Origin of the sequence: Candidatus Desulforudis audaxviator MP104C (assembly GCF_000018425.1) — a bacterium.
GTDB classification, from domain to species: domain Bacteria; phylum Bacillota; class Desulfotomaculia; order Desulfotomaculales; family Desulforudaceae; genus Desulforudis; species Desulforudis audaxviator.
The window spans coordinates 1,271,417-1,291,467 of the sequence record NC_010424.1; the positions used below are offsets into that span (position 1 = coordinate 1,271,417).

At 60.9% G+C, this 20,051-nt stretch carries 18 protein-coding genes and 1 tRNA gene; 3 read left to right on the top strand and 16 right to left on the bottom strand.

The genetic code is table 11. The annotated features are described in order from the left end of the window. Nucleotides 1-7 precede the first annotated feature (7 nt). From DAUD_RS06120 to DAUD_RS06190, 15 genes are all read right to left on the bottom strand, one after another. Nucleotides 8-973 (bottom strand): ABC transporter ATP-binding protein, encoded by a 966-nt coding sequence (locus DAUD_RS06120; RefSeq protein ID WP_320408578.1) that lies wholly within the window; start codon nucleotides 971-973, stop codon nucleotides 8-10. Beyond that, nucleotides 970-1,833, bottom strand: a complete 864-nt coding sequence (locus tag DAUD_RS06125; RefSeq protein ID WP_242647830.1) for an ABC transporter ATP-binding protein — start codon at nucleotides 1,831-1,833, stop codon at nucleotides 970-972. Before DAUD_RS06125 ends, DAUD_RS06120 begins: the two co-directional genes overlap by 4 nt. 35 nt (nucleotides 1,834-1,868) lie before the next feature. Next, a complete protein-coding gene (locus DAUD_RS06130; RefSeq protein WP_012302312.1) occupies nucleotides 1,869-4,223 on the bottom strand; it encodes a copper amine oxidase N-terminal domain-containing protein in 2,355 nt (784 codons plus the stop codon). An 84-nt stretch (nucleotides 4,224-4,307) separates the two neighbouring features. After that, nucleotides 4,308-5,744 (bottom strand): stalk domain-containing protein, encoded by a 1,437-nt coding sequence (locus tag DAUD_RS06135; RefSeq protein ID WP_012302313.1) that lies wholly within the window; start codon nucleotides 5,742-5,744, stop codon nucleotides 4,308-4,310. A gap of 63 nt (nucleotides 5,745-5,807) precedes the next feature. Then, nucleotides 5,808-6,896: a FecCD family ABC transporter permease gene (locus DAUD_RS06140; RefSeq protein WP_012302314.1), complete on the bottom strand. Its 1,089-nt coding sequence runs from the start codon at nucleotides 6,894-6,896 to the stop codon at nucleotides 5,808-5,810. A 10-nt stretch (nucleotides 6,897-6,906) separates the two neighbouring features. After that, the gene (locus DAUD_RS06145) at nucleotides 6,907-7,983 is read right to left on the bottom strand and encodes an ABC transporter substrate-binding protein (RefSeq protein WP_012302315.1); all 1,077 of its coding nucleotides are present in this window, start codon (nucleotides 7,981-7,983) and stop codon (nucleotides 6,907-6,909) included. A 45-nt stretch (nucleotides 7,984-8,028) separates the two neighbouring features. Beyond that, entirely contained in the window at nucleotides 8,029-11,886 is a 3,858-nt protein-coding gene (gene cobN, locus DAUD_RS06150; protein WP_012302316.1) for a cobaltochelatase subunit CobN, read from the bottom strand. A gap of 271 nt (nucleotides 11,887-12,157) precedes the next feature. Then, nucleotides 12,158-12,514 (bottom strand): stage V sporulation protein AE, encoded by a 357-nt coding sequence (spoVAE, locus tag DAUD_RS06155; protein WP_012302317.1) that lies wholly within the window; start codon nucleotides 12,512-12,514, stop codon nucleotides 12,158-12,160. Between the two features lie 18 nt (nucleotides 12,515-12,532). Further along, nucleotides 12,533-13,549, bottom strand: a complete 1,017-nt coding sequence (gene spoVAD, locus DAUD_RS06160) for a stage V sporulation protein AD (RefSeq protein WP_012302318.1) — start codon at nucleotides 13,547-13,549, stop codon at nucleotides 12,533-12,535. A 12-nt stretch (nucleotides 13,550-13,561) separates the two neighbouring features. Further along, entirely contained in the window at nucleotides 13,562-14,017 is a 456-nt protein-coding gene (spoVAC, locus tag DAUD_RS06165; RefSeq protein ID WP_166485131.1) for a stage V sporulation protein AC, read from the bottom strand. A 51-nt stretch (nucleotides 14,018-14,068) separates the two neighbouring features. Then, nucleotides 14,069-14,263 carry a dodecin family protein gene (locus DAUD_RS06170; protein WP_012302320.1) on the bottom strand — a complete coding sequence of 65 codons (195 nt, stop codon included), beginning with the start codon at nucleotides 14,261-14,263 and terminating at the stop codon, nucleotides 14,069-14,071. A gap of 84 nt (nucleotides 14,264-14,347) precedes the next feature. After that, a complete protein-coding gene (gene sigF, locus DAUD_RS06175; protein WP_012302321.1) occupies nucleotides 14,348-15,121 on the bottom strand; it encodes an RNA polymerase sporulation sigma factor SigF in 774 nt (257 codons plus the stop codon). After that, nucleotides 15,105-15,551 carry an anti-sigma F factor gene (spoIIAB, locus tag DAUD_RS06180; protein ID WP_012302322.1) on the bottom strand — a complete coding sequence of 149 codons (447 nt, stop codon included), beginning with the start codon at nucleotides 15,549-15,551 and terminating at the stop codon, nucleotides 15,105-15,107. Before spoIIAB ends, sigF begins: the two co-directional genes overlap by 17 nt. 15 nt (nucleotides 15,552-15,566) lie before the next feature. Continuing rightward, nucleotides 15,567-15,902 (bottom strand): STAS domain-containing protein, encoded by a 336-nt coding sequence (locus DAUD_RS06185; RefSeq protein ID WP_012302323.1) that lies wholly within the window; start codon nucleotides 15,900-15,902, stop codon nucleotides 15,567-15,569. 109 nt (nucleotides 15,903-16,011) lie between these two features. Next, nucleotides 16,012-17,163, bottom strand: a complete 1,152-nt coding sequence (locus DAUD_RS06190) for a D-alanyl-D-alanine carboxypeptidase family protein (protein WP_041570851.1) — start codon at nucleotides 17,161-17,163, stop codon at nucleotides 16,012-16,014. A gap of 141 nt (nucleotides 17,164-17,304) precedes the next feature. Here DAUD_RS06190 and DAUD_RS06195 point away from each other — a divergent pair. The 3 genes from DAUD_RS06195 (at nucleotide 17,305) to DAUD_RS12940 (ending at nucleotide 17,859) form a co-directional block, all read left to right on the top strand. Then, nucleotides 17,305-17,380, top strand: a tRNA-Trp gene (locus DAUD_RS06195). A gap of 88 nt (nucleotides 17,381-17,468) precedes the next feature. Then, nucleotides 17,469-17,765, top strand: coding sequence for a hypothetical protein (locus DAUD_RS06200; protein WP_012302325.1), 297 nt, complete (start codon nucleotides 17,469-17,471; stop codon nucleotides 17,763-17,765). After that, a complete protein-coding gene (locus tag DAUD_RS12940; RefSeq protein WP_278183765.1) occupies nucleotides 17,734-17,859 on the top strand; it encodes a hypothetical protein in 126 nt (41 codons plus the stop codon). Before DAUD_RS06200 ends, DAUD_RS12940 begins: the two co-directional genes overlap by 32 nt. Nucleotides 17,860-17,955: 96 nt before the next feature. Here DAUD_RS12940 and fusA read toward each other — a convergent pair whose 3' ends face one another. After that, nucleotides 17,956-19,977, bottom strand: coding sequence for an elongation factor G (fusA, locus tag DAUD_RS06205; RefSeq protein WP_012302326.1), 2,022 nt, complete (start codon nucleotides 19,975-19,977; stop codon nucleotides 17,956-17,958). Nucleotides 19,978-20,051 lie beyond the last annotated feature (74 nt).

A 20,051-nucleotide genomic window follows, 5' to 3' on the forward strand; every position in this document is an offset into this window, starting at 1 on the left:
GTGCCTCCTACCCGCCCCGGATCTCCCGGCCCGTGAGCTCCACAAAGACGTCCTCCAGATTCGTGCGCCGGACGGTTACATCGCCGGCAAGGGTGCCGGCGTGCGCCTTGGCGTCCTGGCGCGCGGGGAAAAAGACCCGCCGCGTGCCCTCCCCGGCAAAACACTCCACACAGAATGAACCCAGCCTGTCCTTCAACTCCCGCGGCGTCCCCAGGGCGATCAGCTTTCCCCGGTCGATGATCCCGACACGGTGGCAGAGGCTATCCGCCTCTTCAATATAGTGGGTGGTGAGCAGCACCGTGACGCCGCTGCGGTTCATGACCTGGATCAGATCCCAGATCTTTCGCCGGGTCTGCGGGTCGAGCCCCACCGTTGGCTCATCCAGGAACAGAATGGGCGGCCGGTGCATGAGCGCCCGCGCAATGAGAAGCCGCCGGGCCATTCCGCCGGAGTAGTGCTGGACGCGGTCGTCTGCCCGGCCGTCCAGACCCACGTAGTCCAGGAGTTCCTGAACCCGCCGGTCGCGGTCGCCCCGGGGCATGCGGTGAAGAAGCGCGTGGAGTACCAGGTTCTCCCGGCCCGTCAGCTCCCGCTCCAGGTTGTTCACCTGCGGCACCACGCCGATGAGCTTCTTCACCGCCACCGGGTTTTTAGACACACTTTCCCCGCCCACAAAGAGTTCCCCCGCCGTGGGCCGCGTGAGCGTGGTGAGCATCCGGATGAGCGTGGTCTTGCCGGCCCCGTTGGGGCCCAAAAGCCCGAAGATCTCGCCCCGGCGGACGACGAAGCTCACCCCGTCCACCGCGGTGACCGGGCCGTACCGCTTGGCCACCTGCCGCACCACTAGGGCCGCCGCTTCGGGCCACGCCATCTCCGGAACCGCGGGCTCCCCATCCGGCGAGGAAAGGGCCGCGGCCGCCTGCTGTCCAACAGACAAAGACACTGTACCCTTGCGGGTTTTCCCGTCACTCACGGCCGTACCGCCGCCTTCGGCCCTTCCGTGACTTCCTCTCCCGCCGGCGCGCCCACCGGCGCCACCGGAGTTACCTGGAGACCCCACGGGGTTTCGGTTACCACCGCATCCACCCCGTAGACCGCGCGCACGTTTTCCGGCGTGAACACCTCATTAGGAACGCCGGCGGCACAAATCCGCCCTTCGCCGAGCAGCAGGATCCGGTCAGCAAAGCGGCTCGCCAGGTTCAGGTCGTGCAGGACAAACACCGCCACCCGTCCCTGTTTCGTGACAAAGTCCTTTATCAGGGCCAGGACCTCGAGCTGGTAGCGGATGTCCAGCGTGGCCGTGGGCTCATCCAGCAGAAAAACCTCCGGCTCCTGAGCCAGGGCACGGGCGATGAGCACCTTCTGCCGCTGGCCGCTCGAGAGCTCGTTGAGCTGCCGTTCCGCCAGGCCGGTGAGACCTAGGTAGCCCAGCGCGCCAGCCGCCACCGCCAGATCGTGTTGGCTAACCCCCCACGTAACATAGGGACGGCGCCCGTGGAGCACCGTTTCCAGCACGGTGCAGGGAAAGGCCTGCCCCGTGCCCGGCGGCGGCACGTACCCCAAACACCGGCCGATCTCCCTCCCGCGCAGGGAGGCGAGGTTCTTCCCGTCCAGGAGAACCGTACCCACACGGGGCCTCAGCACCCGTGCCAGGCAGCGCAGGAGCGTCGACTTCCCGGAGCCGTTCGGCCCCACCACCCCCAGTGTCTCCCCGGCCCGCACCCTAAACGCGACGTTATCCAGAACCGGAGCACTCCCGTAGGCGAAGGAGACCCCCTTAACCTGAAGCCGCATAATGCTCTCTCCTGCGCAACTGATGTTGATGCTTCGCATCTGTTTTGCCCCCACCGACGCATTCACCATCCGGGCTAACGGATAACCACCTGCCGGGTTTCAGCGTCCCAACGGGCTTCGAGCCCGAGCGCCTGGGACACAAACCGGTAAGGGAGCATCACCCGGCCGTTGACGATCTCCGGCGCCACGTCGATAGAGATGGGTACGCCCTGTAACAGATAGGCCTTTTGCCCCACTCTGAACTGGACTACCCGTCCCCCGGGAACGATGACCGTCACGGTCCGGTCCTGCGCGCTCCAAAGGATGAAGCTGTCGGCGATCCCCGCCGCATCGGCCAGGTAACGTATCGGGGCGTAGGTCCTGCCGTTCTTGATGTAGGGCTCTACGTCCATCTCCCTTTCTTCGTTCCCGACCCGGTATTTCTTGCTGCCGATGGTAAAGACCGCCTCCGGCCTGACCGTCTTTTCGGTTTTTTCGGCGATCCGGGCCAGGACCAAGGCCAGTTCGTTAAATGACGGAGAAAAGAGGCCCGACGTTTCGCTTAGGGCGCTGCCGGTTACCTTGACGGTGATGTCTCCATCCGGCGCCATGCGGTCCACCGTGAGAAGAATCTCCTTCACGGTGAGCGTGCTCCCCACCTGCTCCGAAACCGTGCCGGTGGTATTCTCGGCGCCGCTCTCTCCACCGGTGGTGGCCGGCTTCTCCACCGTGGTTGCGCTCGAGAGCTTCACCGGAATGACCAGCGTACGGTCGTTATCCTCAAGTCTTATGTCGTCACCAAGCTCGAGATCCCCCGCCGTCACCGCCACCGTGGGTTTCCGGGCGAAGTACACCCCTGAGGGCAGAGTGAGCTTCAAGACCGCCCGGTTCCCGGCGGCGTCGCGCGCCCGCAGCGCCCCGACCAGGTTCTCCTGGATGGTAATCACCCCCACCGGCTGCTCCCGTACTCCGATCCGAACCGTGCCGCCCCCGGCGGAAAGCGTTACCGGCGCCTGGACGTTGGCCACGGCGACACTCTCCTCAATACCGGGGCCCTTTACCGTGACCTTCAACTCCTCCGGCACAGACACCGCCAGGTCCACGGTGGCGTTCTTGAAGCAGAAGACCGTCCGGCTGGTGCTACCCTGGGAGACGGAGTAAACCAGCGTCCGCCCCTCGTCGCGCGTGCTGTGGTAAACAAGCTGGCCATTGCCTGCCTCACGGGTGACATCAGGCCGCCGGTTCCACTTCGCCCCCTCGGGGAGAGTAAGGCTGATCAATCTCCCGCTGGGCAGGTCCCCCGGCATCCCTTCGGCGATGGTGAAGTTCCCGATCTGCTGGTTTTTCCTACCGGCCACCGCGTCGAGGGTGCTTTTGGCCGCGGACGTCAACCCGGACACGAGGTACTTGGCCACCGTCACCTCGGCTATTTTCTCGCCGCCCACGCCGGGGTTGGTCCCGCCGTAGGTGACCTTCACATCACGGACCGTGCTGAAGGGCTCGTTCGCCTTGACCGAGGCTTCTTTGATGACTAATTGCCCGGGGCGATCAGCGGTGGCCGTTTTAATCTCTAAGTAAAGCGCGCTACGCCCGTCCTTCTCGGTATGAACGGCATAACCGACACTACCACTGGCGAATCCCCCCTGCGGGATGAGAGTCACGGCGTCCCAGGTGAAGCCGGGACTCAAAACGAGCTTCACCGTGTTACCTTGAGGGAAAACGCCATCGTTCTTTTTCAGCGCCCCGGCCACGTCTTCCTTCAGGGTGATGTCGGCGATCTTCCCCCCAACATCGGTGATATTGGTCGGCGCAGCCGCGGTGATGGTGCTCCCGGCAGCCGTAAGGAGCGTGCCCACGGCCACCGTTCCGGAAGAGAAACCGGAGGTCGAGGGCGCGTCGAGCGTGACCCTAATGTCGGAGGTTTCGAGGTCTTCAGGAGTTACGGGCCCGATCTTGACCCGATCGAACGAAACAACCGCCCTTAAAGTTAATGTAGTGAAAGGACTCCAGGCTTTTCTAACTATGAGGTTAAAGCTATTTTTACTCAGCACAGCTATATTTAACTCTCCTGCCTTGAGCGGAGCCTCCTGGCCAAAGGCGTAAACCGTATTTGCTACCGTAGAAACAGTGAAACCGGCATCGGAAACATCCACCGTAACCGGAGGAGAAATAATGATCAGATCCGTAGCAGTAGAAGTTCCCGTGCCAACCCTAAACCGCTCCAACTCGACATATGAAGGTAGGCTGATGTTCACCCAGTCGCCTTCTTTTAGACTCCCTCCGGCACTTTCCAAAATGCGCAAGGAACCGAGCTGCGCTGTGCTCTCCGGACTCACGTTCGGGCGCCAGAGCGCCGAGTTCGTGGTGGCCGCGAAAGCGGTACCGGCAAAGGCCAAGGCCAAGCTGAGAGATATCGCCAAGCTCAGCAACATGCAATGTGAACGCTTCATAAATAACGAGAACCTCCTTAAATAAGTCAGATCAATCAATTAAATAATCAGAATCTGGCGGCGCCTTGGAGGCACCGATCGCAATTATTCCGGATAAACATAAGCCCCCTTAACCTCGATCCCGTGGAACTTCTGTAGCATTTCCTGATGGATGGCCTCCGGATTGACATCCTTAAAAGCGTCCGGGTAAACCCACTTGGCGAAGTAGGCCATGCCGACGATCGCCCGCGGACCGGTGTAAATCTCGCTGGATAGGAGGTAGACCTTCCCCTGCCGCACGGCGGTGATTCTATCCCACCCCGGACGCCGCATCATCTCCCTTCGCTTTTTCACCATGGCGTCCGCTCCTTCGCCATACCCTGAGGGAATGGCCGTTCCACAAGCCTTAATGATCACCTGCGGGTCCTGCGCCACTACCCATTCCGGGTTCACCTTCGGAAAGGGTACCCGTAAATCCTCCGCGATGTTTTGCACCCCTACCGCGCCCAGCATCTGGCCGCCGCCGGAACCCGGACCGCTCCCCACGTAGTCCGAATACAGCTCCAAGTAGACCCGCGGCCGCTTGGCGAGCGGGATGTTCTTGGTCCGCTCCTCAAACATTTTCCGGTACTTTTCGAAGTAGGCGACGTAGGCTTCGGCCTTCTTCTGCCGGTTGAGGATCAGCCCCAGGGTCCGGATGTCCTGTGCCATCGTTTCGATTTTGTAACAGTCCAGCAGCACCACCGGCACGCCGGAACGCTCAAGCTGCGCCACGATCTCGGGCTTCAAAAACTTGCCGTAGCCGAAGACCACGTCGGGCTTGAGGGCTAGGATTCTCTCGACGCTCGGGGTGAAAGATCTGCCCACCTTCGGCTTGTCTTTGACCGGAGGTGGAAAGTCCGCCGTATCCGAAACGCCGACAATTCTGTCCTGCAAGCCAAGAGCGTAGATAAGCTCGGTGACGTCCGAGTTGACTGAGACGATCCGTTTCGGAGGCGATGGAACGCGCACCGTCCGGCCGTGGGAATCTTTGATGGTGATCCGCCTCTGTGCCGCCGGAGCACTGCCCTCATCGGTGCGGATCACCGCCGGAGCACTGCCCCTGTCGGTGCGGATGACCACCATGCGTTGCGCGCCGTTCCAATCGACCTTGGCGCCGAGCGCTTCGCCGATAAAGCGCAGGGGCACCATCGTCCGGCCATTGATCATCTTGCCCGCCACATCGAGAGTCACGGGCTTACCGCTGACGTAAGCCGTTTTCTCCCCTATGACCAGTTTGACGGTAGCGGTTCCCTTACTACCCGTGACGGTACGGGTCTTCTCGTCCCAGTGCACTTCTGCCCCGAGCGCCTCGAAGATCGTCCGGAGCGGTACGAGCGTGTAGCCCCCTTCAATCACCGGCGGCGTATCGCCGGAAAGCCTCTCGCCGTCAATTGTTATGGTGATCGCCGCCTCCGCCGGAAGAATGCCCTTTCCACCCAGTAAGGCCAAGAGAAATGCCGTTAGTAACCAGAAATGCACTACTTTCTTACTCTTTAGCATCGCAGACCCTCCTCGTCCTCCAAATCCAAACATCCCAACTACAAACTCTTTTTTCCTCTTTTTTCACCCCCACCACTGCCGCCGTTTCTTAATTAGCAGGTAGATGAAAAAGGGGGAGCCCATCAGGGCGGTGATAATCCCCACCGGCAGTTCGGTGGGTGCAATGATGGTCCGCGCCAGGGTATCGGCCAAAAGCAGCAAGACCGCCCCCATCAGGCAGGAACAGGGGATTAAAAACCGGTTATCGCTGCCCACCAGCATCCGGCAAATGTGCGGCCCCACCAGGCAGACAAACCCGATGATGCCGGTGAAGGCCACCGTAGCCGCTGCAGCAAGCGTGGCTAAGGTCAGGGTATAAACCCGCAGCCAGCCCACCTTGATCCCCAGGCTGGCCGCCACTTCCTCCCCCGCCCCCAGAACGTTGAGGTCCCAGGCGTACAGCAGGAGTCCGGCCATGCACCCCAGAACCACCGGGGCTAAGAGTCCCACCGTCTGCCAGTTTGCCCCCCAGAAGCCGCCCATCAACCAGACGACAAGTTCTTTCAGGGCATCGTTGTTGGAAATATATTTCAACAGGGAAACGCCTGCCTGAAAGAGGTACCCAATGGCCACCCCACCCAGAACAAGGATCTCGGGCGACATCCCCTTGAATCGCGCCAACGAGAAAGCAAATAAAGTCGTCAACCCCCCGAAGATGAAGGCGTTGGTAACAATGAGCCAGCGCGATACGTCGAGGTAGTTCCCACCCACCAAGCCCGTCCCCAGCACGATGGCCAGAGCCGCCCCGAAGGCCGCACCGCTCGAGAGCCCCATCGTGTAGGGCGAGACCAGGGGGTTGCGCAGCACCCCCTGCATCACCGCCCCAGCCCCGCCCAAGGCCATCCCGGCGATGACCGCCAGCAGGATGCGGGGTAGGCGGATCTCCCAGACCACCGTCTGCGCAAGATCACTCGCCGGGGTCACTTTTATGCCCAGGTGCGCCAGCACCACGCGCCAGACGTCGGCGACGCTTATGCCGGCCGCGCCCACGGCGGTGGCCACCAGGGCGGTGGCGCCAGTGAGGCCGAGCAGGACTGCCACCAGCAAGGCCTTGCGCCCAGTGTGCCGGGAGTAGGTGGCTCTTATCGTGGCAACGTTGACTTCCTGGGCCACGCCACTCACTTCAGCGGCGGGTAACCCATACGCCTCTAAGCTCCTCTCCGTAAAACTTCTTGAGCATCTCCCGGTGCACCGCCTCCGGGTTTACGTCCCGGAAGAGCTCCGGGTGCAGCCACTTGGCAATGTAGTACTCGCCCGCCGCCCCGCGGGGCGCACAGGAAATGAGATCCGAAATCAGGTAGACCCGGCCATGCTTTACAGCGTTGGTATGCCTCAGCGCCGGCCGAGTCATAATCTGCCGCCGGAGCTCCTCCAGCCTCTGCATGTCTTCTTTTGTTCCCTCTATCGTCCAACCAGCTTGTTCCCGTTTGAGGTACTTGATAATGACGTCCGGGTTCTTCGCTGCTACCCATTCCGGCGTGACTGTCGGGTAAGAAAGCCTCTGCTCGGCGGCGATGTTGATTCCTCCAGCCCAGACGATGAGCGGGTGGGCCCCTGAACCGGGACCGAACGTTCTCCAGTCACCCAAACTGGACTCCCAGTAGACCTTAGGCTTTTGCCGGGAAGTGAGGTTTTTGGTTCGCTCCTTTACCGTGTTCCATTGTTTTTCGATATAGGCCGCATAGCTGTTGGCTCGTGCCCGGCAATCGAAAATCAGGCCCAGGGTACGGATTTCCGTGGGGATAAGCTCAGTCCTAAAGCCGTAAATCTTAAGCACCGGAATCCCGGCACGTGTAAGTTGACTCCTGAGTTCGGGCCTCATAAAACCTTCGATGACCAGGTCCGGTTTGAGCGCGATAATCTTTTCCACGCTGGGGGTAAAAGATCTTCCCACATCTGGAACTTTCAAGACGTATTCTGGCCACTGCGTTTTATTCTTAGTGTGTTCATCAACCGCAATCACCGCTTTTTCTACCCCGAGAGCCTTTAACATCTCCGCCGGATAAGCACCCAGAACCACCACCCGGTTGGGCGGGCAGGGCACCCGGACCGCGCGCTTTTCTATCTCACCTTGGGGGGTGACAAAATACTCCGTAACCGTAATTCTCTTCTGCTGCGCAGCCACTGCAGGCAAAACCCCGGCTGCCAAGAGCACCGCTGCCAATACCACCGCCCACAAAACCATCCAGTACCTCCGCATAGTAAAAACACCTCCTGTAAAAATTCTTAAAGAAAACTTAATTGTCTAACTCCCCAGCTTCGCCTTGATCTCCCGCATCTTCGCGCCCCAGTCGGCCACTTCTTCGGCGGTCAGGATGTCGATGGCGCCGCCCTGGAAGTCGCCCTTGACGTCGCCCATTCGCTCCTCCAGCCACCCCTCGATCTCGAGGTAAGCATCCTTGAGTCTCTCCAGCATCTCGGGTTCGGCGTCCCAGAGGCCGCGATTCGCCGCTTCGAGCAGCCGCCGGGCGATCTCCTCGAGCGCCCAGGGGTTGTGCTCCTCAAAGAACCTCCGGTTCTCCTCGTCGAGCACGAAGGTCCGCGTAATGTCGTCGAAGATCCAGTCGTCCACCTCGCGGGTGGAAGCCTCCCAACCGTAGACGCGGCCGACGCGTTTGGACATGTCACCGGCCCCCTTGTAGCCGTGGCGCTTCTGCCCCTCGATCCACTTCGGGTTCAAAAGCTTCGTCCGGACCACCCGCCGGATCTCGTCGGCCAGGGTGCGCACCTCCACGTGCTCTGGCTCGCGGGTATCACCGTAGTAGGTGCGGACATCTTTACCAGAAGCTACCCGCGCCGCGGCGGTCATGCCGCCGTGGGCACCAAAGTAGCAGCAGCAGCCGAAGAGGTCGTGCTCATCGGAAACCACCTTGTTGTAGGTAACGTCCACCGTCTTGAGGCTGGCCTGCAACTGCCCAAAAGCCTCTTTGCCGAAAACGCCTTTACCGTAAGCGTAGCCGTTCCAGTAGACGAAGACGTCCGCCAGGTCCTTTTCCTCTTTCCAGGCCGAAGCGTAGACCGCCAGGTTAACACCGGCCTGGTAGGTGCCTGGTTTGGAGGCGAAGATACGCAGGGTAGCGTCCCGCCAGGCCTGGGGATCTTCAGCCGTCCCGTCCAGTTGCGCCAGGGTGTGCTTGCGGACGAAATTCTTCTCTGGCGGCTCATACAGCGCCGCCACCGTCTGGATGGCCTCGTCCAACAACTCCACGCAGTTGGGGAAGTTGTCCCGGGTGATCCCGGAAACCCGGACGGTCAGGTCGATGCGGGGCCGGCCGAGCTCCTTAAGGGAAATGACTTCCACGCCAGCTACCCGGCCGTTCGGAAGCCACTTCGGCCGTACGCCCAGGAGGTAGAACATCTGCCCTAGGCCCTCGCCGTCGGCCCACATAATGTCGTTGCACATCCAGTAGAGGGCAACATTCTCCGGGTAGCGCCCCTCTTCGGTAAGGTGCTTCGCCAGCACCTTCTCGGCCAGGCGCTTCCCCACCTCCCAGGCCGCCCTGGTGGGCACCCGGTGGGGGTCAAGGGAATAAAAGTTGCGGCCCGTGGGCAGGACGTCGTCCCGGCCGCGGGTGATGAGCCCCGACGGGCCGGCGGGGATGTAGCGTCCCGCAAAGCCGTCAAGGAGCGCCTCGATTTCGTGGGAGGCTTCTACACGCTGGTTGAGGTCGAGGACGCGGGGCAGGAGTGCGTTCAACTCTTCAAGGCGCTCCGGGACCAAAAGATCCTCGCCAAGCACCGCAGCCAGATCGTCACCCGCAACGGGCCGCCCTTTGAGGAAGATACCAATGAAGGCCTTACAGGCCGCGGCGATCCTCTCCAGAAGCGCTCCGTGAGACTTGCCATGTCTCATGGAAAAACGCCCCTGGTCAGCGAGAAGCTCGGCCAGTTCGAGACCCATAAGTCTGGCCACCGTCCGCCGGAGCGAAACCTCTTCTCCGGCGTCGTACCGCAGGATCGCGTTCAGGAAGTCTATGCGCCGCTCCCCCTGCGGAATTTCGCCGAAGATGTGCTGGCCGTCCTGGATTTGCGTGTTGCGAATAACGGAGAGTACCGCATGGGCTTTATCCACCACGGCCGCAAAGTTCTCGTGCCCGCCGTCGAGCGGAATCTGCTTGTCGAGGTTGGCCTTTTTGATCTCCTCCATGATTAAGTGCTCAAGGGTGTGGGCGCGGGCCGGGTCGGTCACCCGCGCCCGCTCGTACTCCTCAAGATACCGGTCAAGTTCGGCCAGCTCGTCGTAGAGCCCGCCTTGGGTAAAGACCGTTTGCATGTGGTCCACCAAAGTGGCGTAGCTTCTTCTCTTAGCGATGGTGCCCTCCGGCGGGTTGTCGGCGTTATAAATGTAGAGGTGTGGCAGCACCCCGATGGCAAGATCCGGACAGCAGTCACCCGACAGCCCCACACCCTTTCCCGGCAGGAATTCCAGGTTCCCGTGCGTGCCCACGTGAACGACTGCATCGGCGCCAAACCCCCGCTCCAGCCACTGGTAGGTGGCCAGGTACTGGTGCGGCGGGGGGATGTCCGGGTCGTGCAGGATCTTGCAGACCTGCCCGTCGCAGCGGGCGCCGGCGCAGCCGCGCTTGGGCTGCACACAGACCACAGCATTCCCATACCGGACGCCGGTAATAACGATTTGGCCACCGTGGACCATGGCCGCGGGGACGCCGTTCTTCGGCTCGCCCGGCGGGTTCCCCCAGGCATCGATCAGCCGCTCTTTCACCTTGGGCGAAAGCGTATCGAACCACTCCCTGTACTCCTCGGCGGGCATCAGCTTCAGGGCCCCGCCCTTACTAACGATCTCGTCCGTGGTGGTCCAACGGAACTCGGAAACGGCCTTGCGGTTCATAATGGTATCGATAAGTTCTTTTCCGCTCGCCGGCGGCTCGACTGTGTACCCGGCCTCTTGCATCCGTTTCAGGATGCGGGCCACGCTCTCCAACGTGTCCAGGTTGGCCCCGCTGCCCACCGTGGCCTCGACCGAGGCGCACGGGTTGTTGTGCAGGACGAAGGCCACCCGGCGTTCGGCCGCCGGCTTTTTCCCTACGCGAACCCACATGGCCACCCGGTCGGCGATGCGCTCCACGCGCTCGGATACCGGCTGCCTGACCTCGAGATCCCCCTCCCTGCGGGCCGCGCCCAGGAAGACCGGCTCGATGACCCCTTCGAACTCCGGCAGGGCCACACACCAGGAGAGATCCTGGCTCAAGCCTTGCGGGTCGGCCGCCCACTCATCAATCGTCTTGTAGAAGGAGACGACGGGTTGGAAGACCGGCACGCCGAGCTGCTTCAACAGTTCTATGCCGGAGGCGGCCACGCCCTCCCGCAGGAAGTCGTCCGTCCTGGCACGCGCCGAAAGGAAGAAGGGAAGCAGTTTCACCAGGCCCGCGATGCGCGGCCGACTGTCCGCCCCCAGAAAATACTCCCGGACCACCTCGCCGGACCCCTTGGTGCCCAAGCCTTCGTCCCTAAGCGAGTAGCAAAAGACCGGGATGACCCCCAGGCTCTTGGCCTCCAGCGCCCGGATGAGGGCGTTCTCCACGGCCAGGGTGTTATTGACCCACTGGTGGCGGGCGAAAAGAAGCCCCACCATGGGGACCCGCCGCTGGTACCAGTCCAGGTAATCCTCCACCGCAACAAAGTATTCGGGCGCGTCGGGGTGGTAGATCCCCTCCCACGGGTGGACCAGCGGCTCCTCCGCTACAAAGGGCGCCCCGAGGACTACCGCCGCTGCGTAGCGGAGCATCCGGGCGAAGTTCTCTTCCCCGTTCTGCACGATATAGGCGTAGCATTTGGTCACTACCTCGGGCGGAACCGTCGACAGCACCCAGAGCGCTGGGTCATGGGCTACGCAGACCACCGGCCGGTCAAGTTCCCGTATTAAGCCCTCAAGCTCTTCCCAGACGGTCTCGCCCGTTGAACGATAAAGGAAAATAAGGTCGGATTGCGCCAAGTCCGCGCGGGCGGCATCCAGATCTTCCTTCCCCTCCTGCAGGTAACGGGCGGAGTAGACCTTGACGTTAAGATGGTCCCGGACTTTCGCCGCGGCCTTCCGCAGCGTGGCGCTGTGGCTGTGCCACACGATAGCGGTGATCCTGTACATTTGCTTACTCTCCTCCCTACCGAACTGAAAAGCATTAAAAAAAGACCACAAAGGCGGAAACCTTCGTGGTCCCTCTTAAACACTTCCATTCCATATGCAATTCATATGAATAACACGGGTGTCTAATTAAAACCTGGCGGCTTCGTACCGCATGATTATGGGAAGTATAGCCGGATTTGGATGACCAGTCAAGAAGGAAAATCAACCTCGGTGCTGGTTCCGGGCGTACCCAGATGTTTTCCCACTTAAGGCTCCCGGGCTTGGAACCAACCTACCCCTTGGGTTTGAACACGATGGCAAAAAAATAGCCGAAAACCACCGCGGCCGTAATGCCGGCCGCCGCCGCTTCCAACCCCCCGGCGAACACCCCGAACAATCCGTCCTTTTCCACGCCACGGATGGCGCCCTGGGCCAGGATGTGGCCAAAACCAGTCAGAGGCACCAGCGCTCCCGCACCCGCCAGTTCGACCAGCGGCTGGTACAGGCCCAGGGCGGAGAGTATGGCCCCCCCGGTCACAAAGCCCACTAGGATGTGTGCCGGAGTCACCTTGTAATTGGTCAGGTCCATAAGCAGTTGGCCCACCACACAGATCAGGCCTCCTACCACGAAGGCCATTAGAAAACTCATCGGGCTGGTTCTCCCTCCCTAGCGTCTTTCAATCACTACTGCATGCCCGATTCCCGGAATGGTTTCCCCCTGTTTGGGGGAGTCAGCGTTCAAAAGCGCGCCGGTGCCCACACCAAGCAGGCGCTGCAGTTTCCCGGTCTGGATTTGCTGAAGCAGATAACCCCCGGTGACCACCGCCGAGCAGGCGCAACCACTCCCCCCGGCGTGGGTGTCCTGCTTGTCGTGGTCGTAGATGAGTATCCCGCAGTCGGTAAACCGGCCCTCCACCTGGTAACCGTGATCCCCGATCAGCCCCTGGGCCAATTCCCGGCCGTAGATCCCCAGATCACCGGTGACCACCAGATCGTAATAATCCGCCGGCCGCCCGGTGTCCTGAAAGTGCCGGACAATGGTATCAGCGGCGGCGGGGGCCATCGCCGCCCCAAAGTTGGTGGGGTCGCCCTGACCCAGGTCAATCACCTTCCCGACGGTGGCGTGGGTGATGACCGGACCGGCCCCTTGGGACGCCAGGATCACCGCGCCCGCGCCGGTGACCGTCCAACTCTGGGCCAGGGAGCGCTGCACGCCTTGCTCAGTCGGGAACCGGAACTGCTTTTCGGCGGTGCAGCAGTGTGAAGACACGGCCACCAGCACCTTCTCCGCGAAGCCGCCGTCGATGAGCACCGCGCCCACCACCATCCCCTCGTAAAAGGTGGAGCAGGCTCCGAAAAGCCCCAGGTGGGGGATGCCTAGGCTGCAGGCCGCAAAGGAAGAGGCCAGAATCTGGTTTTCCAGATCCCCGGCCAGGAAGAAGTCGATTTCCTGCTGGCTAAGGCCCGCTTTTTTCAGGGCGGTCTTGGCCGCGTCTTCCAGCATCCGGCGCTCGGCATGTTCCCAGGACTTCTCCCCGTGATAGGGGTCGTCGATGACCAGGTCAAAAGTCTTACCCAGCGGTCCCTGGGCCTCCTTGCCGCCCACGACGGTACCGCTGACCACAATCACCGGGGGGTTCCGGAAAACGAGCGTCTGCTGTCCTGTCTTCTTGGCGGCAGGCATGCGTATCCTCCATCATCTGAACAAGAAATAGAACAGCCCGGTCAGCCAGGCCACCACAATCCCGAAAACCAGCACCGGGCCGGCAACCGTGAAAAGGCGCGCGCCCACCCCGAGGACCAACCCTTCGTTCCGGGCTTCCATGGCCGGTGCCACCATCGCGTTCGCAAAACCGGTGATCGGCACAATCACCCCGGCGCCGGCATACTTCGCGATGTCGTCGAACACCCCCAGCCCGGTCAGGAAGGCGGCGATGAAAATCAGCACCACCGCCGTCATTGCCCCGGACTCCAGCACCGGCAGCCCCGCCGCCAGAAAAGCGTTCAGAAACCCCTGACCGATGGCGGCGATGATCCCGCCGACCACGAAAGCCCAGACCACGTTCACCAGGACATTGGGTTTAGGGTTGATCCGGTCGGTGAAGTCCCGGTACTGCTTGCGCTGAATCCCTGCCGGTTTAGTGAAGTCCACGTTCAAAGACTGACACCTCGTATGCTTAAAGCTTGCCGGTCGCTACCGTAGCTACTCGGTGTAAGCGATTTTGAGGTTGGCCTTATACTCGATCAGCCGGCCGTCCTGCACGTCGGCCGTCATATTCACCACCTCGACCCCGGTGATGTTTCCGATCTTCTGGGCGGCCTCCCCCACCGCGCTTAGCACCGCGTCATCCCAGCTTTTCTTGGACTGGGCCACCAACTCCGCCACTTTTACCTGCATACTTCTTGCTCCTCCTGTGATAAGTGCTGTAAAGCCTAAAACCAGGTTTATTATGCCGGTGGGCCGCCGAGATTATTCCCGCACTTACGGCTTGGCCCGGGCCATGCTCTTCAGTTTCCTGAGCGCCTCCCTTTCCAGCCGCGACACCTGTACCTGGGAGAGCCCCAGGTTGCGCGCCACTTCGGCCTGGGTTTTGTCCTCGAAAAAACGCCAGACCACGATCCGCCGGTCCCGCTCCGGCAGGCTGTCCAGGAGTTCTTGCAGCGCGATCCGTTCCACCCAAGCGCCTTCGTTTTCCTCCTTGTTCTGAACCTGGTCCATGACGTGGATCGGATCCCCTTCATCCTGGTGCAGCACTTCGTACAACGAGGTTGGAGACTGGGCGGCCTCCAGTGCACCCACCAGTTCCTCGCGCGGTATGCCCAGTTCCTCGGCGAGCTCACCGATGGTGGGGTCGCGGTCCAGGCGCACCTGAAGCTGTTCACGCGTGGACTGCGCTTTCCAGGCCAACTCCTTCAAAGACCGGCTGACGCGCAGCGGCGTGTCGTCCCGTAGAAAACGCCGTATCTCCCCGATAATCATGGGTACGGCGTAGGTGGAAAACTTCACTTTGAAACGGAGGTCAAACTTGTCAATGGCCTTGATCAATCCGATGCAGCCGATCTGGAACAGATCGTCGGGGTCGTAGCCCCGACCCTCGAAGCGCCTGATGACGTTGCAGACCAGTTTCAGGTTGGCGTTGATCAGTGTTTCCCTGGCCAACACATCGCCTTGTTGGGATAGGCGCAGCAGGCGGCGTGTTTCCCGGTCCTTGAGCAGGGGGTGATTGGGGACGTTAAGGTCAATTCGCGTGCGCATGGCCACCGGGAGGTCCGGCCCGCTTGGTCATCAACACTTTAGTGCCACGGCCGGGTACGGTCTGCACGTCAAGAGTGTCCATGAACGACCGGATGAACGAGAATCCCAGCCCGAGGCGTTCAACCCCGCTCGAATAGCCGGGGCGCAGGGCTTCTTCCAGGTTTTCGATCCCTTTACCGCCGTCTTCAACGCTGATCTCCAGTTCGTTCCCCCGGACTACGGCGATCAATTTCACCAACCGGTCCGGCGCTCCTTCGTAGCCGTGGATGATGGCGTTGGAAACCGCTTCGGACACCGCGCCCTTGATGTCATCCAGTTCACTGACCGTATAGTTGAGTTGCGCGGCAAAAGCGGCTACCGTCACCCGGGCCAACCCGACGTTTACCGGTAAACTGTAGAACTCCACACGCAAAAAATTATGGTAATCCAAGTCGACCGTCCTCCTCTACCCGATCTCGGCGAGGGCCTCCTCCTCGGTGGCGTATTCCCGGCCGATCCGCAAAAGGCCCGACAGCTCCAGTACCCGCCGGACTCCCGGCGGCACGGAAACAAACACCATTTCCCCGTTTCCGCCCGAAATCCTCCTGTACCGGCCGAGGATCACGCCTAGACACGAACTGTCAAGGAATGAAACCGCCTCGAGGTTGAATATCAGGTTGGCCGTACCCGTTTCGTCCAGGGCACGGTCCAACCTGGTCCGGAGTTCGTCGGCGACCTGGAGATCCAGTTCACCCGAGAGACGGGCGATCAAGGTATTCCCGCGGTTGTCAACGGTAAGCAAATTGGACTCCTCCCCGCCCAGGTGCTGTCAGAGATCCTTCGCCGGGCTTGGCCGAATTTCCTGCTAAATGTTTCCATATTTTGGGCGGGGAAAATAACATGGCCGACACTCAGCCGCAGATTCTTTCGGCCATCCGCGTGAACTGTTGGACAAACGAAGCCTCGGGCACGTCCTTGGCGGGCACTATGTCCACCCGCAGCACTTCCTTGCCGTTGTGCAACACGACGTAGCTTCCCAGCGCTTCATCCTGTTTCAAGGGGGCCGCTGGCCATGACGGCAGCTCCACGCGGAAGTCGACGCCTTCCTTTTCTCCCCGGGGCACCACCACGCACACCTCGTGCGGCACGATCAGGTCGACGGTGGTGTCGACTCCCTTATCGACGGGCAGGGTCTTGATCAGTTCGCCTTCCCCGGCCAGCACAACCGCCTCAAACCGGGCGAAGCCCCAGTTATAAAGCTTAATGGATTCTCGGAAGTGGCCTTTTGTTTCCGGGACCCCGAGCACTACTGCAATCAAACGGAGGTTATCTTTCTTTACGCTGGACGCCAGGCAGTACTTGGCTTCATTGGTCCATCCGGTCTTGCCCGCGTCGGCCCCCGGATACCACCACAGGAGCTTGTTGGTATTCCAGAGTTTGAATTCTCCCCCGCGCAGATCATATTCCTTGATGGCCGATACTTCCCGGAACAGCGGATATTTCAGCGCCTCCCGGAGAATCACCGCCTGGTCGTATGCGCAGGAGTAATGCCCCTCGGCCGGCAAACCCGTCGGATTGACATAGTGCGTGTGTTTTGCGCCCAGTTCCGCCGCCCGGTCGTTCATCATCTGCACAAACGCCTCTTCGCTCCCGGCGACGTGTTCGGCGATGGCTACGCTGGCGTCGTTGGCCGAACCGGTGGCCACACTGATGAGCATTTCCCGGAAACTCATTTTCTCCTGCGGTGCTAGATAGATCTGGGAGCCGCCCATTCCCGCGGCGTGTTCGCTGGTGACGATGATGTCGTCAAGCTTCGCTTTCCCGCTGTCCAGGGCCTCCACGGCCAGAAGCATGGTCATGATTTTGGTCACACTGGCGATGGGCTGTTCCTTGTAGGGTTCTTTTTCGTAAAGTATCTGGCCCGACACCGGCTCCAGCAACACCGCGGACTCGGCCTCCGTTTCCGGACCTTTCTCGGCGGTACCCGCCGCGGCGGCGGGACCGGCAAACATGAGCAACACAGTTAGGGTGACTATGATACTCAGCACAAAGCGTTGACGCACGGAACGCCCTCCCTTGTTCTTGTTGCCCCTTAGTATGTTTAGTTCCCGCCATCGTATACCGGATCGAAAACCCGCCTGGGAGCCTGGGAGCCAGGATTTGCTTGACATTTTCACCCCTGCAACTTATAATCAAGATTGTGCGGGGGAGTAGTTCAATTGGCAGAACAGCGGTCTCCAAAACCGAAGGTTGTGGGTTCGATTCCTGCCTCCCCCGCCAATCAATTGCCTTCATCACCGGCCTCTTGGGTTTCTGCGCAAGTGTAGCTCGCCACCTGAAGGGGATTTTTATTAACGGAGCGGTTTGATTGTTTTTCCCGCAAGACGGAGAAGCCCAGAAATGTCCGCGGTGCGGTTCGGAAAACGTGGCCCGGACGGGCTACACGCTGGCGATCGCCGCCACCATGCTGCTCTGGTTCGGAATCTACATCATGATCTTCATCACCCCGCTGGCCGGAATGGCCATGATTGTGCTCGGGGTATTATTTATCCTGCGTGTGGCCAACCCGGACCGGAAAAAGACCCGCTGCCGGCGCTGCGGTCACTCCTGGTTCAACGCCAAACCCCAAACCGGTGGCGACGGCGGTCCTGAAAAAACCTTTTGACGAGCTGGTCGTGGTCAGCCTGATCACCCAGACCCAAGAGCAGGAACTGCCGTACTACGACCGGCAGAAAGCCTTCGCCGTGCTTCCGGACTAAGCGGCGCCGAACGCACTCGCCGTTGGTGAATCAGAAAAGCAGGAGGGCCTTGGAACCCTCCTGCTTCGTGTTTCGCGCCGTATTACTTATTCGGGCTTACTTGTTTTCGGCGGCTTCCTGGGCCTGCTTGATCACCTTTTCCGCCAGGTGGGCGGGCATTTCCTCATAGGAACTGAACTGCATAGTGAAAGACGCCCGGCCCTGGGTCATGGCCTTCAGGTCGATGGCGTACCGTGCCAATTCGCCCAACGGAACGTGGGCCCGGATCCTGGTCCGCTTCCCTTCCGGCTCCATCCCCAGGATACGACCGCGCTTCCCGTTCAGGTCACTGATAATGTCACCCATAAACCCCTCCGGTGCCGTCACCTCCACCTCCATAATCGGTTCCAGGAGCACCGGCTGGGCCTGCAGCACGCCCTTCTTAAAGGCCATCGAGGCCGCGATCTTGAAAGCCATTTCCGAGGAGTCCACCGGGTGGTACGAACCGTCATACAGCACCGCCTTGATGCCGGTGGTCGGGTAACCGGCCACCACGCCCTCCTGCATGGCTTCCCGGATGCCCTTCTCCACCGCCGGGAAAAACCCGGCGGGCACCGAACCGCCGAACACCTCTTCGTCGAAAACGAAGTCGCTGCCGTCGGTCAGGGGCTCCAGGCGGATCCAAACGTGCCCGTACTGCCCGCGGCCGCCCGTCTGTTTCTTGTATTTCCCTTCAACTTTGGTTTCGGTGCGGATGGTCTCCCGGTAAGGGATCCGCAGCGGTTCGAGCACCACGTCCAGCCCGTACTTCCGTTTGAACCGGTCAACGATGATGTCCAGTTGGGCCTCGCCCATTCCGGTGATGACGGTCTGCTTCGTTTCGGTGCTCTTCTTGATCTGAACGGTCGGTTCCTCCTCGACAATCCGGGCCAGCGCCGTGGATAGCTTGTCCTCGTCGCCCTTGCTCTTCGGGCTGATGGCCAGGGACAGCGTCGGTGCCGGGAAGTCGATCCCATCCAGGATCACCGGGTTGTCCTTGGTGGTCAGGGTATCGCCCGTGCCCGTTTCCTGGAGCTTCACCAGCACGCAGATGTCTCCGGCCGGCGCCGCCTCCGCGCCCTGCTGGTTCTTGCCCCGTACGTATAACACCTGCCCGATCTTTTCGGTCTTCCCCTTGTTTGCGTTGTAGACGGTGCTGTCGCTCTTCAGGTCTCCCGAATAAACCCGGACGAAGTTCATCCGCCCGACGTAGGGGTCGGTTAGAGTCTTGAACACCAGTGCGGCCAGCTGTTTCCCGGCTTCCACTGCGGGAGGCCCGAAGTACCGGGCCGCCGCGGCCGTGATCAGGTCCACCCCGATGTTCTTGACCGCCGACCCGGTGAAAACCGGCACGAGTTTGCCAGCCCGGAACGCTTCGGCCAGTCCCAGGTTCACTTCTTCGGGGGTGAGGGCTTCACCCTCCAGGTACTTGGTGAGGTAATCGTCGTTCGCCTCGGCGGCGGCCTCGATCAACTGCTCCCGGTATTCCTCCGCCACGGGTTGCAGATTCTCAGGCACCGGTATCTCCTCACGTTTTCCGTTTGTGTATTTAAAGGCCTTGCCGCCCACCACGTCGACCACGCCCTCGAACGTTTCCGCACTGCCGATCGGAATCTGAAACGGCACGAAACCGGCCTCGAATTTCTCCTTCAGCTCGTCTAACACCTTGAAAAAGTTGGCGTTTTCCCGATCCAGTTTGTTGATAAAGACCATGCGGGGAAGACCTCGTTCGGCAGCGATATCCCAGGTGATCTCGGTCATGACCTCAACGCCGTCTACAGCGCTGACGACGACCAGCGCCCCGTCGACCACCCGTAGCGCGGCCTTCACATCGCCGATAAAATCCAAAAATCCGGGGGTGTCCAGTATGTTCAGCTTGATTCCGTCCAATTCCACGGGGATGATGCTGGTGTGGATGGTCATCCCGCGCTTGATCTCCTCCGGGTGATAATCCCCTACCGTTGTGCCGTCCTCCACGCGCCCGATGCGGGTGGTGACGCCGGTGTTAAAAAGCATCGCCTCTACCAGGGAGGTCTTTCCCGCCCCTCCGTGGGCAATCAAGCCCACGTTCCGAATCCGTCCTGCCTCGTAGTTCTTCACACAACAGCCCCCTCTTGTCAATATTATGATTTCCTGGAAGAAATACTTCTATTCTCACTCTCAAAGATCGCAAA

What these genes read in the sequence shown, in the direction of transcription:
- DAUD_RS06125 (WP_242647830.1), bottom strand. Translation starts at nt 1,833, where the DNA reads ATGCGAAGCATCAACATCAGTTGCGCAGGAGAGAGCATTATGCGGCTT.
- DAUD_RS06130 (WP_012302312.1), bottom strand. Translation starts at nt 4,223, where the DNA reads ATGAAGCGTTCACATTGCATGTTGCTGAGCTTGGCGATATCTCTCAGC.
- DAUD_RS06135 (WP_012302313.1), bottom strand. Translation starts at nt 5,744, where the DNA reads ATGCTAAAGAGTAAGAAAGTAGTGCATTTCTGGTTACTAACGGCATTT.
- DAUD_RS06145 (WP_012302315.1), bottom strand. Translation starts at nt 7,983, where the DNA reads ATGCGGAGGTACTGGATGGTTTTGTGGGCGGTGGTATTGGCAGCGGTG.
- cobN (WP_012302316.1), bottom strand. Translation starts at nt 11,886, where the DNA reads ATGTACAGGATCACCGCTATCGTGTGGCACAGCCACAGCGCCACGCTG.
- spoVAE (WP_012302317.1), bottom strand. Translation starts at nt 12,514, where the DNA reads ATGAGTTTTCTAATGGCCTTCGTGGTAGGAGGCCTGATCTGTGTGGTG.
- spoVAD (WP_012302318.1), bottom strand. Translation starts at nt 13,549, where the DNA reads ATGCCTGCCGCCAAGAAGACAGGACAGCAGACGCTCGTTTTCCGGAAC.
- DAUD_RS06170 (WP_012302320.1), bottom strand. Translation starts at nt 14,263, where the DNA reads ATGCAGGTAAAAGTGGCGGAGTTGGTGGCCCAGTCCAAGAAAAGCTGG.
- sigF (WP_012302321.1), bottom strand. Translation starts at nt 15,121, where the DNA reads ATGCGCACGCGAATTGACCTTAACGTCCCCAATCACCCCCTGCTCAAG.